Here is a 14,544-nt window from a genome sequence, read left to right on the forward strand (position 1 = left end):
CGGATAAGGCGTTTACGCCGCATCCGGCAGTCATGCGCTACATAAATTTTTCAGGAGCTAATAATGGATCATCTACCCATGCCGAAATTCGGGCCGCTGGCCGGATTACGCGTTGTCTTCTCCGGTATCGAAATCGCCGGGCCGTTCGCCGGACAAATGTTCGCAGAATGGGGGGCGGAAGTTATCTGGATCGAGAACGTCGCCTGGGCCGACACCATTCGCGTTCAACCGAACTACCCGCAGCTCTCCCGCCGCAATTTGCATGCGCTGTCGTTAAATATTTTCAAAGATGAAGGGCGCGAAGCGTTTCTGAAATTAATGGAAACCACCGATATCTTCATCGAAGCCAGTAAAGGTCCGGCCTTTGCCCGTCGTGGCATTACCGATGAAGTCCTGTGGCAGCACAACCCAAAACTGGTTATCGCTCACCTTTCCGGTTTTGGTCAGTATGGCACCGAGGAGTACACCAATCTTCCGGCCTATAACACTATCGCCCAGGCCTTCAGTGGTTACCTGATTCAGAACGGTGATGTTGACCAGCCAATGCCTGCCTTCCCGTATACCGCCGATTACTTTTCTGGCCTGACCGCCACCACGGCGGCGCTGGCAGCACTGCATAAAGTGCGTGAAACCGGTAAAGGCGAAAGCATCGACATCGCCATGTATGAAGTGATGCTGCGTATGGGCCAGTACTTCATGATGGATTACTTCAACGGCGGCGAAATGTGCCCGCGCATGACCAAAGGTAAAGATCCCTACTACGCCGGTTGCGGTCTGTATAAATGCGCCGACGGCTACATCGTGATGGAACTGGTGGGCATTACTCAAATTGCAGAGTGCTTTAAAGATATTGGCCTCGCACATCTGCTCGGTACGCCGGAAATCCCGGAAGGCACTCAGCTTATCCACCGTATCGAATGCCCTTACGGCCCACTGGTAGAAGAGAAACTCGATGCCTGGCTGGCGGCACATACCATCGCAGAAGTTAAAGAACGCTTTGCCGAACTGAATATCGCCTGTGCCAAAGTACTGACCGTGCCGGAACTGGAAAGCAATCCACAGTATGTGGCTCGCGAATCAATCACTCAGTGGCAAACGATGGATGGTCGCACCTGCAAAGGGCCGAATATCATGCCGAAATTCAAAAATAACCCCGGACAAATCTGGCGCGGAATGCCCTCACATGGCATGGACACGGCTGCCATTTTGAAAAATATCGGCTACAGCGAAAACGACATTCAGGAGTTGGTCAGCAAAGGTCTGGCCAAAGTTGAGGACTAAACGCGTGGCGTCAGTCAACTTGCCTGACTAGCGCCCGCCCAATAACAAACGAACAAAATGGATAGAGGTGCAATGGATATCATTGGCGGACAACATCTACGTCAAATGTGGGACGATCTGGCGGACGTTTACGGTCATAAAACGGCGCTGATTTGTGAATCCAGCGGCGGAGTCGTTAACCGGTATAGTTATCTTGAGTTAAATCAGGAGATTAACCGCACGGCAAACCTGTTTTATACGCTGGGGATTCGCAAAGGCGACAAGGTTGCTCTACATCTCGACAACTGCCCGGAATTTATCTTTTGCTGGTTCGGGCTGGCAAAAATTGGCGCGATTATGGTGCCAATTAACGCCCGCCTGTTGCGCGAAGAAAGCACGTGGATCCTGCAAAATAGCCAGGCGTGCCTGCTGGTGACCAGTGCGCAATTTTATCCTATGTATCAACAGATTCAGCAGGAAGATGCCTCTCAGTTGCGGCACATTTGCCTGATAGATATGGCACTTCCCGCTGATGATGGCGTGAGTTCGTTTACTCAACTGAAAAATCAACAACCTGCCACCTTGTGCTATGCACCGCCGCTATCGACTGACGATACGGCGGAAATTCTCTTCACCTCCGGCACTACCTCCCGACCGAAAGGGGTGGTGATTACCCATTACAACCTGCGCTTCGCTGGATATTACTCCGCCTGGCAGTGTGCACTGCGTGACGATGACGTCTACCTGACGGTAATGCCTGCGTTTCATATCGATTGCCAGTGTACTGCGGCGATGGCGGCGTTTTCTGCCGGGGCCACCTTTGTGCTGGTCGAGAAATACAGCGCCCGCGCCTTCTGGGGACAGGTGCAGAAGTACCGCGCCACCATTACCGAATGTATTCCGATGATGATTCGTACGTTGATGGTGCAGCCGCCTTCAGCGAACGATCGGCAACACCGCCTGCGGGAAGTGATGTTTTATCTCAACTTGTCGGAACAGGAAAAAGACGCGTTTTGTGAACGCTTCGGCGTTCGCTTGCTGACGTCTTATGGGATGACGGAAACCATTGTGGGCATTATCGGCGATCGCCCTGGCGATAAACGGCGCTGGCCGTCGATTGGTCGGGCGGGCTTTTGCTACGAAGCGGAGATCCGCGACGATCACAATCGTCCCCTCCCGGCTGGTGAGCTCGGTGAAATCTGTATTAAAGGCGTACCAGGGAAAACCATCTTCAAAGAGTATTTTCTCAACCCGAAAGCCACTGCGAAAGTGCTGGAAGCCGATGGCTGGCTACATACCGGCGATACCGGATACCGCGACGAAGAGGGCTTTTTTTATTTCGTCGATCGCCGCTGCAATATGATCAAACGCGGTGGCGAGAATGTCTCCTGCGTGGAGCTCGAAAATATCATCGCCACCCATCCAAAAATTCAGGATATCGTGGTTGTGGGTATTAAAGATTCGATTCGCGATGAAGCCATCAAAGCATTTGTGGTGCTGAATGAAGGTGAAACATTGAGCGAAGAGGAATTCTTCTGCTTCTGTGAACAGAATATGGCGAAATTTAAAGTGCCCTCTTATCTGGAGATCAGAAAAGATCTGCCACGTAATTGCTCGGGGAAAATAATTAGAAAGAATCTGAAATAAATGAAACGGCAGGGAACTACCCTGTCAGCTAATAATCACGCTCTAAAACAATATGCATTTTTTGCAGGGATGTTGTCGTCCCTGAAAAAGCAAAAATGGAGAAAAGGAATGAGTGAATCATTACATCTGACCCGCAATGGATCAATTCTGGAAATTACCCTTGATCGTCCAAAAGCGAATGCTATTGATGCAAAAACCAGCTTTGAAATGGGCGAAGTATTTCTAAATTTCCGTGACGATCCGCAATTACGTGTCGCCATTATTACCGGTGCCGGAGAGAAATTCTTTTCCGCGGGCTGGGATTTAAAAGCGGCAGCAGAAGGCGAAGCACCGGATGCTGACTTTGGCCCGGGAGGTTTTGCGGGATTAACCGAAATTTTCAATCTCGACAAACCGGTCATCGCCGCTGTGAACGGCTATGCCTTTGGCGGCGGCTTTGAACTGGCGCTGGCGGCAGATTTTATTGTTTGTGCCGATAACGCCAGCTTCGCCCTACCGGAAGCCAAACTGGGCATCGTTCCTGACAGCGGCGGCGTGCTGCGTCTGCCGAAGATCCTGCCGCCTGCCATCGTCAATGAAATGGTGATGACCGGCAGACGAATGGGCGCAGAAGAGGCGCTGCGTTGGGGGGTAGTCAACCGCGTGGTTAGCCAGGCGGAACTGATGGATAACGCCCGCGAACTGGCGCAGCAGCTGGTTAACAGCGCTCCGCTGGCGATTGCGGCGCTGAAAGAGATCTACCGCACCACCAGTGAAATGCCGGTAGAAGAAGCGTATCGCTATATTCGCAGCGGCGTGTTGAAACACTATCCATCGGTTCTGCATTCGGAGGATGCCATTGAAGGGCCGCTGGCGTTTGCCGAGAAGCGCGATCCAGTGTGGAAAGGACGTTAACAACCGTGAGCTATTACGCCTTTGAGGGGTTAATTCCGGTTGTTCACCCGACGGCGTTTGTCCATCCCAGTGCAGTATTGATTGGCGATGTGATTGTGGGAGCCGGTGTCTACATCGGCCCACTCGCCTCACTGCGTGGTGACTACGGGCGGTTGATCGTGCAAGCGGGAGCCAATATTCAGGATGGCTGCATTATGCATGGCTACTGCGACACTGACACCATCGTTGGGGAAAACGGTCATATCGGGCACGGAGCGATCCTGCATGGTTGTGTGATTGGTCGCGATGCACTGGTCGGGATGAACAGCGTGATTATGGATGGCGCGGTCATTGGCGAAGAGAGCATTGTTGCCGCTATGAGCTTTGTCAAAGCGGGCTTTCGCGGCGAGAAACGCCAGTTGTTGATGGGTACGCCAGCCCGCGCTGTACGCAGCGTGAGTGACGACGAGTTACACTGGAAACGGTTGAATACCAAAGAGTATCAGGATCTTGTCGGGCGCTGTCATGCAGCGTTACATGAAACGCAGCCACTGAGGCAAATGGAGGAAAATCGCCCCCGTTTGCAGGGGACGACGGATGTGACGCCGAAACGGTAACATCGTCGGATGCGGCATAAACGCCTTATCCGACCTGGCTGTAAAGCAACCGTAGGCCGGATAAGATGCGCCAGCATCGCATCCAGCGACCAGGTCGCACGGTATCAACGAAATGACATTAACGACGCATACTCTTTGACAACATCATCTGCCACTTCTGCTCGCGGTTAAGTTCCGTGAGCGGAACGGCAGGAATACGCGGCGTCTTTCTTACGCCGACTAATTTATCCCGGCTGTTATTGCGCAGGCGCGCGTAAATTTGCTCATCGATATCAACCACTTTTACCAGTCGCTGGCACTGGCATCCCCGCCCTTCCAGCTTATTAGGGATCATCTTAACTTCGCAGCTTATTTCTGTGACTTCCGACAGAATATAAGTCAGGGTATTAACCGCCTTGCTGTGTTCAATATCGAAATGAATAGAGATCTCTCTTGCTATCACCCACCGGTTTTCAGCCATCATCCATTCGGCGATTAACAAATAGAGTGGTTTTTCAACACATCCTTCACACATACGAACTCCAGTTTCACAAATTAAAAGACTGGCTATGACTCGTTTTGCAGCAATTAAACAAGGCCATATTAAAATTGTGGATATATCGATAGTATGCAACTTCACCGTCGATAAGTGTGAGCTAAATCCTGCTTATGTCATCAAAAATATCGATTCCCCAAAAGATTTACTTAATGGGCAAATAAATATCCTCCGGCATAGCCGGAGGTTTTTCAAATGCGCCTATAAGGCTCTCTTACCAGCCGCGCCCTAACAGGCGCACACGATCTGACATTTGCATCCAACTTCGTTACTTACGGCCCGTAAACGGGCTGCCCGGATAGGGAATCGATAACTGCTCTCCCATTTTATCCTCTTCAAGCTGGTGCTTTATGTAATCCTGTATCTTCGCCGTGTTCTTACCCACCGTATCGACGTAATACCCTCTGCACCAGAACTCCCTGTTCCTGTATTTGAATTTCAAATCACCAAACTGCTCGTAAGGCATCAGACTGCTTTTCCCTTTCAGATATCCCATAAAGCCTGATACGCTCATTTTGGGCGGGATCTCCACAAGCATATGGATATGATCTGCACAGCATTCAGCTTCCAGAATCCGTACACTTTTCCACTCACACAGCTTTCTCAAAATACAGCCTATTGCTCTACGCTTCTCTCTGTAGAACACCTGTCTTCGGTATTTTGGCGCAAATACTATGTGATATTTACAGTTCCATCGGGTGTGCGCTAAGCTCTTTTCGTTCCCCATTGGGACCCCCTTTTGATTTCTTGTTTGACACTTGCAGTTGCCAGACCGCAAGGTGTTTTAACAAATCAAAAGGGGTTTTAATAACTGGCTCAAAGCTGAAAGCTTTCCGGAACCCCCAGCCTAGCTGGGGGTTTTCTGTGCACAAAAAAACGGTCCTCATCAGAGAACCGTATTAGTTATTCGATCAAATTAGCGGATGAAAAATATCCGCCATGACACGCTATTATTTGATCTGCGCGTGCATTTCCTGCACCGAAATTACTTTTTCGGTCGCATCGGCATTCAGCGCCATCGCGGTGGCAAAGCCGCCGTTCAGGGTGGTGTCGTAATGCACTTTATATTGCAGCGCACTGCGACGGATCACGCGGGAGTCTTCAATCGCACGACGACCTGAGGTGGTGTTGATGATGTAGGTATATTCGCCATTCTTAATACGGTCCTGAATGTGCGGACGGCCTTCATGCACCTTGTTCACCAGACGCGGATTGATACCCGCTTCGCCCAGCACAATCGCCGTGCCGTGAGTCGCATCCAGCTCGAAGCCCTGTTTCAGCAGTTTTGCCGCCAGGTCCACCACGCGTTCTTTATCGCCTTCGCGCACGGAAAGCAGCGCACGACCGTGTTTCTTCATGGTGGAGTTGCTGCCCAGCTGCGCTTTGGCAAACGCTTCAGCGAAGGTGCGGCCCACGCCCATTACTTCCCCGGTAGAGCGCATTTCTGGCCCTAACAGCGGGTCAACGCCCGGGAATTTATTGAACGGCAGCACCACTTCTTTCACCGAGTAGTACGGCGGGATAACTTCTTTGGTTACGCCCTGCTCAGCCAGCGATTTGCCAGCCATCACACGCGCCGCCACTTTTGCCAGCGGTACGCCGGTGGCTTTGGAGACGAACGGAACGGTACGCGCCGCACGCGGGTTAACTTCAATCAGGTAGACTTCGTTGTTTTTCACCGCAAACTGCACGTTCATCAGGCCGCGCACCTGCAGTTCGAAGGCCAGTTTCTGCACCTGCTGGCGCATCACATCCTGAATTTCCTGACTTAAGGTGTAAGCTGGCAGTGAACATGCGGAGTCACCGGAGTGCACACCCGCCTGCTCAATATGCTCCATGATGCCGCCAATCAGCACCATTTCGCCGTCGCAGATGGCATCCACGTCAACTTCTACTGCGTCATCAAGGAAGTGGTCCAGCAACACTGGCGCATCGTTAGATACGCTGACCGCTGTCTGGAAGTAGCGACGCAGGTCAGCTTCGTCATAGACGATTTCCATCGCCCGACCGCCGAGAACGTAAGACGGACGCACCACCAGCGGGTAGCCAATCTCTTTCGCTTTCTCAACCGCCATTTCGATGGTGGTAACGGTGGCGTTCGCCGGTTGTTTCAGTTTCAGACGCTCAACCGCATGCTGGAAGCGTTCACGGTCTTCCGCACGGTCGATGGCATCCGGGCTGGTACCGATAACCGGTACGCCAGCAGCTTCCAGCGCGCGCGCCAGTTTCAGCGGGGTCTGACCGCCGTACTGGACGATAACGCCTTTCGGCTTCTCAATACGCACAATTTCCAGCACGTCTTCCAGAGTTACCGGCTCGAAGTAGAGACGGTCAGAGGTGTCGTAGTCGGTGGAGACGGTTTCCGGGTTACAGTTAACCATAATGGTTTCATAACCGTCTTCGCGCAGCGCCAGCGAGGCGTGTACACAGCAGTAGTCGAATTCGATACCCTGACCGATACGGTTCGGGCCGCCGCCGAGCACCATGATTTTTTCACGATCGGTGGACGGATTCGCTTCGCACTCTTCTTCATAAGTGGAGTACATGTAAGCGGTGTCGGTGGCGAACTCTGCCGCACAAGTATCCACGCGCTTGTAAACCGGGTGCAGGTCATACTGGTCGCGCAGCTTGCGGATTTCTGCTTCACGCACGCCCGCGAGTTTTGCCAGACGCGCATCGGCAAAGCCTTTGCGTTTCAGCTGGCGCAGGAATTCAGCGTGCAGGCCAGTGATGCCCACTTCTGCGACTTTCTCTTCCAGACGCACCAGCTCTTCAATCTGTACCAGGAACCAGCGGTCAATGTTGGTCAAATTAAATACACCGTCTACAGACAGGCCCGCGCGGAAGGCATCAGCGATATACCAGATACGCTCTGCGCCAGCATCTTTCAGTTCGCGGCGGATTTTAGTCAGCGCTTCCGGGTCGTCGAGACTCACTTTCGGATCGAAGCCAGTTGCGCCCACTTCCAGGCCGCGCAGCGCTTTTTGTAGGGATTCCTGCTGCGTGCGACCAATCGCCATCACTTCGCCAACCGATTTCATCTGAGTGGTCAGACGGTCGTTAGCACCGGCGAATTTCTCGAAGTTGAAGCGAGGAATTTTAGTAACCACATAGTCGATGGACGGCTCGAAGGAGGCCGGAGTACGCCCACCGGTGATGTCGTTCATCAGCTCGTCGAGGGTGTAACCCACCGCCAGTTTCGCCGCCACTTTGGCAATCGGGAAACCAGTGGCTTTCGACGCCAGCGCAGAGGAGCGAGACACGCGTGGGTTCATTTCGATAACAATCAGGCGACCGTTTTTCGGGTTCACCGCAAACTGGACGTTGGAACCACCGGTTTCAACGCCGATTTCACGCAGTACCGCCATCGAGGCGTTACGCATGATTTGATATTCTTTATCGGTCAGCGTTTGGGCTGGCGCGACAGTGATGGAGTCACCGGTGTGGATGCCCATCGCATCAAAGTTTTCGATAGAGCAGACGATGATGCAGTTGTCGTTTTTATCACGCACCACTTCCATCTCGTACTCTTTCCAGCCGATCAGCGACTCATCAATCAGCAGCTCTTTAGTCGGAGAAAGATCCAGACCGCGGGCGCAAATTTCTTCAAATTCTTCACGGTTATAAGCGATACCGCCACCGCTACCGCCCATGGTAAAGGATGGGCGAATAATGCACGGGAAGCCAACTTCAGCGGCAACCGCCAGCGCTTCTTCCATTGAATGAGCGATACCGGAACGCGCAGTTTCCAGACCGATTTTCTTCATCGCTACGTCGAAACGGCGGCGGTCTTCGGCTTTATCAATCGCATCGGCAGTGGCACCAATCATGGTGACGCCGAACTCTTCCAGCACGCCCTGACGCTCAAGCTCCAGCGCACAGTTCAGCGCCGTCTGCCCCCCCATGGTTGGCAGCACCGCGTCCGGGCGCTCTTTTTCAATAATCTTGCGTACCACTTCCCAGTGAATCGGCTCGATGTAGGTTGCATCAGCCATTTCCGGGTCGGTCATGATAGTCGCCGGGTTGGAGTTCACGAGAATGACGCGGTAACCCTCTTCACGCAGGGCTTTACACGCTTGCGCGCCAGAGTAGTCAAACTCACACGCCTGACCGATAACAATCGGGCCCGCACCCAGAATCAGGATACTTTTTATATCTGTACGTTTTGGCATGGCTCTTTTACTCCTGATTACTTAGCGGTTTTACGGTACTGCTCAATTAACGCGATAAAGTGGTCAAACAACGGCGCGGCGTCGTGTGGACCAGGGCTGGCTTCCGGGTGTCCCTGGAAGCTGAACGCCGGTTTATCGGTACGATGAATGCCCTGTAACGTACCGTCGAACAGGGATTTATGTGTGACACGCAGGTTTGCAGGTAATGTTGCTTCATCCACCGCAAAACCGTGGTTCTGGGCGGTGATCATCACCACATTTTTCTCAACATCTTTAACCGGATGGTTGCCGCCGTGGTGACCAAATTTCATTTTGACAGTCTTCGCACCGCTCGCCAGCGCCAGCAGCTGATGACCGAGGCAGATGCCGAATACCGGAATATCAGTTTCGAGGAATTTCTGGATAGCGGTAATGGCGTAATCGCACGGGGCCGGGTCGCCAGGACCGTTGGAGAGGAAGATGCCGTCCGGATTCATTTTCAGCACATCTTCCGCAGAAGTTTGCGCCGGAACGATGGTCAGGCGACAGCCTCTATCCACCAGCATACGCAGGATGTTGCGCTTGGCACCGAAATCGTAGGCCACGACGTGGTACGGCAGCTCGTCTTCTTTTTTCGCTTCTGGCAGGCCGCCGGTCAGTGTCCAGCTCCCTTGTGTCCAGCTATAGGGTTCTGCGGTGGTTACTTCTTTTGCCAGATCCATGCCGTTCAGACCTGGGAACGCGCGGGCTTTTTCTAATGCCAGCGCCGCATCCGGGTTATCGCCTGCGATAATGCAGCCATTCTGAGCACCTTTCTCACGCAGTAAACGCGTCAGCTTACGGGTATCGATATCGGCAATCGCCACGATGTTATGGCGCTTCAGGTAAGAAGAGAGGTCTTCGGTATTACGGAAGTTGCTGGCAATCAGCGGCAGGTCGCGAATCACCAGACCTTGGGCATGAACCTGAGAAGATTCTTCATCGGCGTCATTAGTGCCGACATTGCCAATATGGGGATAAGTAAGAGTAACGATTTGACGAGAATAGGAAGGATCAGTGAGGATTTCTTGATAACCGGTCATTGAAGTATTGAAAACGACTTCCCCAACCGCCGAACCTGTTGCCCCTATGGCCCGACCGTGAAACTGGGTTCCGTCTTCCAGAACCAATAGCGCTGACTTAATCAAAACACCCTCCAGAGAATATTCACTCACTTTATTTGCATATTAATTCACAATGATGACGTAAATCAATGCAAATCTGCTTACCGACGAATTTCTGGCAAACGGCGGCATTCTGGAGATATGGGAGCTAAAAGTCAACTTAATGGCGGGATTTTTTATATTATTTTGTGGCTCATGCATGTTTTACAGGCATTAAGCGACAAAAAGATCATATAACATGTTCTGGAAAACGCTTGCGCAGCAAGAAGATTGCATGAAATCAAAATGAGCAGAAAAAAGTGGACCAAATGGTCAAAATTTACATTAAAACAACAAAAACAGAATACAAAACATGTAATTTTCAGCATTTGCATTAGATTTAAAAGCATAACACTAAAAATAAAAGGGCCAAAAATTAAAGCCCTTTATATTCAACGAATTAAATGTGTTGTTTTTGCATCACCATAAATATCTTGTGGTTACAGATTATTGAGATCAAGCACATCTCGCATATCAAAAAGACCACTTTCCTTACCACTCAACCACAAAGCCGATCTTACCGCACCGTTAGCAAATGTCATGCGGCTGGATGCCTTATGGGTGATCTCCAGACGCTCGCCAATATCGGCAAACATCGCGGTATGTTCGCCAACGATGTCACCTGCACGCACGGTGGCAAAACCAATGGTGCCAGGCACACGTTCACCGGTATGGCCTTCACGACTGTAGACCGCGCAATCTTTCAGATCTTTATCAAGAGCGTGGGCGATCGCCTCTCCCATTGCCAGTGCGGTGCCTGACGGCGCATCAACTTTATGTCTATGATGTGCTTCAATAATTTCGATATCGGTGTAGTCCCCCATCACTTTGGCTGCTTTCTCCAGCAGTTTAAGCATGACGTTAACGCCAACGCTAAAATTGGCGGCAAAGACAATCGCAATATCGGCGGCGGCGTCACGAATCGCCTGTTTACCGGCTTCGTCAAACCCCGTAGTGCCGATCACCATCCCTTTGCCATGCTGGCGACAAAAAGCGAGATGGTTCAGCGTACCTTCCGGACGGGTAAAATCGATAAACACATCAAAATCATCTTTTATCGCATCAAGACTACTTTGCACAGTAACGCCTGTTTTCCCGGCTCCGGCCAGTTCGCCCGCATCGCTGCCCAGTAAAGAAGATCCTTCGCGCTCCAGCGCCGCGCCCAGCTGCACGCCTTCTAATGCCAGCGCCGCCTGAATCAACTGGCGGCCCATACGGCCCCCGGCTCCCGCGATGGCAACGCGGATGTTTGCATCATGCATAGCTATTCTCTTTTGTTAATTTGCATAGACCGTTTTCAGAGTAACCAGCGCATCGCTACGCCGCCAGCCAAAAACGCTGATAATTAGAAATTAATGATAAACAGGGAGGGATATCAGTGAAAGGCATGACGCAGAAAGTGATGCGTCATACCCTCTGTCATTATGCCTGGTCTTGTGACTTTGACGGCAGGCAGCACAGTATAAGCAGAATTACGCCCGTAACAGGGATCAACACGACAATGGTAACCCACCACCCTGAATATCCGATATCGTGCATCCTTCTGACGGCTAACGCTATCGCCGGTATGGCAAAAATCAACGTTAAAATAAATGACGCGGGCAGCGCAAAAAAAATGAAAACACCATAGTCATTGTTAATTGTTACCGCTAACCACCAACATAAAAGCGGAAGCAGACAGATAACGCCACTACCAATCATAAACGACCAGAACTCGAAGCGATTGGAAACACCTTCATAATTAAAGATGTTTTTCCACCCTTCCAGATACGCTTCTCCATACGTCATAGAACACTTCCTTGTTTTATTATTAGAGCGCCAGGGCCAGCACCTCAGCCACCCATTGCTGGAAGCCTTTCACATCCAGATCCAGCGCCACCTGTACATTGGCTGGTTTGCCCAGGCAACCGTCGATATCAACAACCGTCGTGCCTGAGGTAAATTCACCCTGAGTTTCTACCGCGACAAAACACGGTTTGAGAGTGAACAATTCCGGGCGCACCAGCCAGGCGATAGCGCAAAGATCGTGCATACGTAGTCCACTTTGCATACTGCCGCTACGGTAGTGGCTAAACAGGGCGTGTAGCATTTTTCCGGTGCGATTCAATTCCGGCAAAGTAGCGAGATAGTCAGGGGTTAATATTGCCTGATTGGTGACATCCAGACCGCACATGACGATTTCGATGCCGCTACGGAAGACACAGGCTGCCGCTTCTGGATCGGCAGCGATATTAAACTCGGCGTTTGGTGTGCAGTTGCCGCGACCAGCAGAACCGCCCATGATCACCAGACGGCGAATATACGGCTTACATTCCGGGCATTGTGAAAGTAACAGCGCAATATTGGTTAACGGGCCGATGGCCACCAGGGTAACGGGCTCTGGCGCACGCATCAGGGCATCACGAATTGCCAGAAACGCCGGTATACCCAGTGGCTGACGGTTGTGTTCAACAAAGTCATAGCCAGCCATTCCCGATTCACCGTGTACAGATGCCGCATCGCGCGGCGCACGAACCAGTGGTACGGCAGCGCCCTGGGCAAGCGGAATATCCACATTCCAGAAATGCAGCAGTTGCAGGGCGTTGCGGGTGGTTTTCTCTACCGAAACATTACCCGCGACAGTGGTCATCAGTTGCAGATCGAGTTCGGGGGCAAAAATCGCGGCGGCAATGGCAACGGCATCGTCAATGCCGGGGTCTGTATCGAGGAAGATAGGTAAACGCATGTTTTCTCCATAAAAAATGCCGGTAACAAGACCGGCATTTTCGCATAACTTAGGCTGCTAATGACTTAATCGACTTCACGAATATCGACACGCAGCTCTTTCGGCACTTCGAAAACAATGTTTTCTTCACGACCTTCCAGCGGAATGGCTTCGCCACCGCCAAGCTGCTGTAAACGTGCGACTACGTTCTGTACCAGAATATCCGGAGCTGATGCGCCAGCAGTCACGCCGACGCATTTCGCCTCTTTCACCCACTCTTCCTGGATATCTGTCGCATCGTCAATCAAAAACGCGCGCTTGCCCATACGCTGGGCCAGTTCCGCCAGACGGTTGGAGTTGGAGGAGTTTTTCGAACCAACCACCAGTACTACTTCCGCCTGCTCTGCCAGGGCGCGTACCGCTTCCTGACGGTTAGTCGTGGCGTAGCAGATGTCATCTTTGCGCGGACCGACAATTTTCGGGAAGCGTTTACGCAGCGCGTCGATCACATCAGACGTGTCATCCACCGACAGCGTGGTTTGGGTCATAAAGGAGAGCTTCTCTTCGTTTTTGACCGTCAGTTTCCACACATCGTCTGGCGATTCGACCAGATACATTCCCCCTTCCGGGTTGCTGTACTGGCCCATCGTCCCTTCCACTTCCGGGTGCCCGGCGTGACCGATGAGAATAGATTCTTCACCACGACGGCTGGCGCGGGCGACTTCCATATGCACTTTGGTCACCAGCGGACAGGTGGCATCAAACACCGTCAAATCGCGGCTTTTCGCTTCGTTACGTACTGCCTGAGAAACACCGTGTGCGGAGAAAATCAGGATCGCGCCGTCCGGTACTTCGCTAATCTGCTCAATAAAGATAGCCCCACGCTCGCGCAGGCTATCGACCACGTAGCGGTTATGCACCACTTCGTGACGGACATATATCGGTGCGCCGTAAATGGCCAGCGCGTTTTCAACAATGCTGATAGCGCGGTCTACCCCGGCACAAAAACCACGCGGGTTGGCCAACAGGATCTGCATGTTACGCCTCCAGTGCCGGATCGATTTCCAGCACTTCAATATCAAAATGAACGGTCTGCCCGGCCAGCGGATGGTTGAAATCAACGGTAATGGAGTCGCCGTTAATTTCGCGGATCACGCCAGGCATCTCACTGCCATCCATTGCGGTAAAAAGCATGATTGCGCCAATTTCTGGCTCGCCTGCATCCATAAATTCACGGCGGGAGAAGTACTGAATCAGGTCCGGTGACGGCACGCCAAACGCCGCATCTGGCTCCAGCGAGAAGGTGGTTTTATCGCCCACTTTCAGCCCCAGCAGGTGTTGCTCCAGCCCTTCAGAAAGAGAAGCATCACCCAGGCGGAACAGCGCCGGTTTACCGTTGTTGCGGGTAGACTCAGCGGTGGTGCCATCATCGAGTTTCAGCGTGAAGTGCACCAGGACGGCGCTATTGCTCTGTACAGATTCAGACATGCAGGTTTGCTCTTATATTTTGAGGATTTTTGCCGGATGCGGCCTACGATTTCGCAGCAATCTGTAG

At 52.0% G+C, this 14,544-nt stretch carries 13 protein-coding genes; 4 read left to right on the forward strand and 9 right to left on the reverse strand.

Annotated elements, in window-relative coordinates:
* The first annotated feature begins 63 nt into the window (after positions 1-63).
* The 4 genes from caiB (at position 64) to caiE (ending at position 4,397) form a co-directional block, all read left to right on the forward strand.
* Positions 64-1,281, forward strand: coding sequence for an L-carnitine CoA-transferase (gene caiB / locus EAS44_RS20430; protein WP_000349942.1), 1,218 nt, complete (start codon positions 64-66; stop codon positions 1,279-1,281).
* Between the two features lie 72 nt (positions 1,282-1,353).
* Positions 1,354-2,907: a crotonobetaine/carnitine-CoA ligase gene (gene caiC, locus EAS44_RS20435; protein ID WP_001350362.1), complete on the forward strand. Its 1,554-nt coding sequence runs from the start codon at positions 1,354-1,356 to the stop codon at positions 2,905-2,907.
* Between the two features lie 108 nt (positions 2,908-3,015).
* Positions 3,016-3,801, forward strand: a complete 786-nt coding sequence (caiD, locus tag EAS44_RS20440; protein ID WP_000004399.1) for a crotonobetainyl-CoA hydratase — start codon at positions 3,016-3,018, stop codon at positions 3,799-3,801.
* Positions 3,802-3,806: 5 nt separating this feature from the next.
* Positions 3,807-4,397, forward strand: a complete 591-nt coding sequence (gene caiE, locus EAS44_RS20445; RefSeq protein WP_000122880.1) for a carnitine operon protein CaiE — start codon at positions 3,807-3,809, stop codon at positions 4,395-4,397.
* A 118-nt stretch (positions 4,398-4,515) separates the two neighbouring features.
* Here the strand turns inward: caiE and caiF are convergent, their stop codons facing one another.
* From caiF to fkpB, 9 genes are all read right to left on the reverse strand, one after another.
* The gene (gene caiF / locus EAS44_RS20450; RefSeq protein WP_000333104.1) at positions 4,516-4,911 is read right to left on the reverse strand and encodes a carnitine metabolism transcriptional regulator CaiF; all 396 of its coding nucleotides are present in this window, start codon (positions 4,909-4,911) and stop codon (positions 4,516-4,518) included.
* A gap of 289 nt (positions 4,912-5,200) precedes the next feature.
* Positions 5,201-5,659: an IS200/IS605-like element IS200C family transposase gene (gene tnpA, locus EAS44_RS20465; protein WP_000526115.1), complete on the reverse strand. Its 459-nt coding sequence runs from the start codon at positions 5,657-5,659 to the stop codon at positions 5,201-5,203.
* Positions 5,660-5,882: 223 nt separating this feature from the next.
* Positions 5,883-9,104, reverse strand: coding sequence for a carbamoyl-phosphate synthase large subunit (carB, locus tag EAS44_RS20475; protein ID WP_001126333.1), 3,222 nt, complete (start codon positions 9,102-9,104; stop codon positions 5,883-5,885).
* 17 nt (positions 9,105-9,121) lie between these two features.
* Positions 9,122-10,270, reverse strand: a complete 1,149-nt coding sequence (carA, locus tag EAS44_RS20480; RefSeq protein ID WP_001295757.1) for a glutamine-hydrolyzing carbamoyl-phosphate synthase small subunit — start codon at positions 10,268-10,270, stop codon at positions 9,122-9,124.
* A 455-nt stretch (positions 10,271-10,725) separates the two neighbouring features.
* The gene (gene dapB, locus EAS44_RS20490) at positions 10,726-11,547 is read right to left on the reverse strand and encodes a 4-hydroxy-tetrahydrodipicolinate reductase (protein ID WP_000543585.1); all 822 of its coding nucleotides are present in this window, start codon (positions 11,545-11,547) and stop codon (positions 10,726-10,728) included.
* 160 nt (positions 11,548-11,707) lie between these two features.
* Positions 11,708-12,073, reverse strand: a complete 366-nt coding sequence (locus EAS44_RS20495; RefSeq protein ID WP_000220879.1) for a DUF805 domain-containing protein — start codon at positions 12,071-12,073, stop codon at positions 11,708-11,710.
* Between the two features lie 22 nt (positions 12,074-12,095).
* Positions 12,096-13,010, reverse strand: a complete 915-nt coding sequence (gene rihC / locus EAS44_RS20500) for a ribonucleoside hydrolase RihC (RefSeq protein WP_001239167.1) — start codon at positions 13,008-13,010, stop codon at positions 12,096-12,098.
* A gap of 65 nt (positions 13,011-13,075) precedes the next feature.
* Complete coding sequence (gene ispH, locus EAS44_RS20505) at positions 13,076-14,026, reverse strand: 4-hydroxy-3-methylbut-2-enyl diphosphate reductase (RefSeq protein ID WP_001166403.1); 951 nt, start codon at positions 14,024-14,026, stop codon at positions 13,076-13,078.
* 1 nt (position 14,027) lies between these two features.
* Positions 14,028-14,477 carry an FKBP-type peptidyl-prolyl cis-trans isomerase gene (gene fkpB / locus EAS44_RS20510; RefSeq protein WP_000004655.1) on the reverse strand — a complete coding sequence of 150 codons (450 nt, stop codon included), beginning with the start codon at positions 14,475-14,477 and terminating at the stop codon, positions 14,028-14,030.
* Positions 14,478-14,544: the final 67 nt, after the last annotated feature.

Origin of the sequence: Escherichia coli DSM 30083 = JCM 1649 = ATCC 11775, assembly GCF_003697165.2 — a bacterium.
GTDB classification, from domain to species: domain Bacteria; phylum Pseudomonadota; class Gammaproteobacteria; order Enterobacterales; family Enterobacteriaceae; genus Escherichia; species Escherichia coli.

Coding starts and splice junctions, on each gene's coding strand:
- caiB (WP_000349942.1), top strand. CDS start 64: ATGGATCATCTACCCATGCCGAAATTCGGGCCGCTGGCCGGATTACGC.
- EAS44_RS20495 (WP_000220879.1), bottom strand. CDS start 12,073: ATGACGTATGGAGAAGCGTATCTGGAAGGGTGGAAAAACATCTTTAAT.
- dapB (WP_000543585.1), bottom strand. CDS start 11,547: ATGCATGATGCAAACATCCGCGTTGCCATCGCGGGAGCCGGGGGCCGT.
- caiF (WP_000333104.1), bottom strand. CDS start 4,911: ATGTGTGAAGGATGTGTTGAAAAACCACTCTATTTGTTAATCGCCGAA.
- tnpA (WP_000526115.1), bottom strand. CDS start 5,659: ATGGGGAACGAAAAGAGCTTAGCGCACACCCGATGGAACTGTAAATAT.
- ispH (WP_001166403.1), bottom strand. CDS start 14,026: ATGCAGATCCTGTTGGCCAACCCGCGTGGTTTTTGTGCCGGGGTAGAC.
- caiD (WP_000004399.1), top strand. CDS start 3,016: ATGAGTGAATCATTACATCTGACCCGCAATGGATCAATTCTGGAAATT.
- rihC (WP_001239167.1), bottom strand. CDS start 13,010: ATGCGTTTACCTATCTTCCTCGATACAGACCCCGGCATTGACGATGCC.
- caiC (WP_001350362.1), top strand. CDS start 1,354: ATGGATATCATTGGCGGACAACATCTACGTCAAATGTGGGACGATCTG.
- fkpB (WP_000004655.1), bottom strand. CDS start 14,477: ATGTCTGAATCTGTACAGAGCAATAGCGCCGTCCTGGTGCACTTCACG.
- carB (WP_001126333.1), bottom strand. CDS start 9,104: ATGCCAAAACGTACAGATATAAAAAGTATCCTGATTCTGGGTGCGGGC.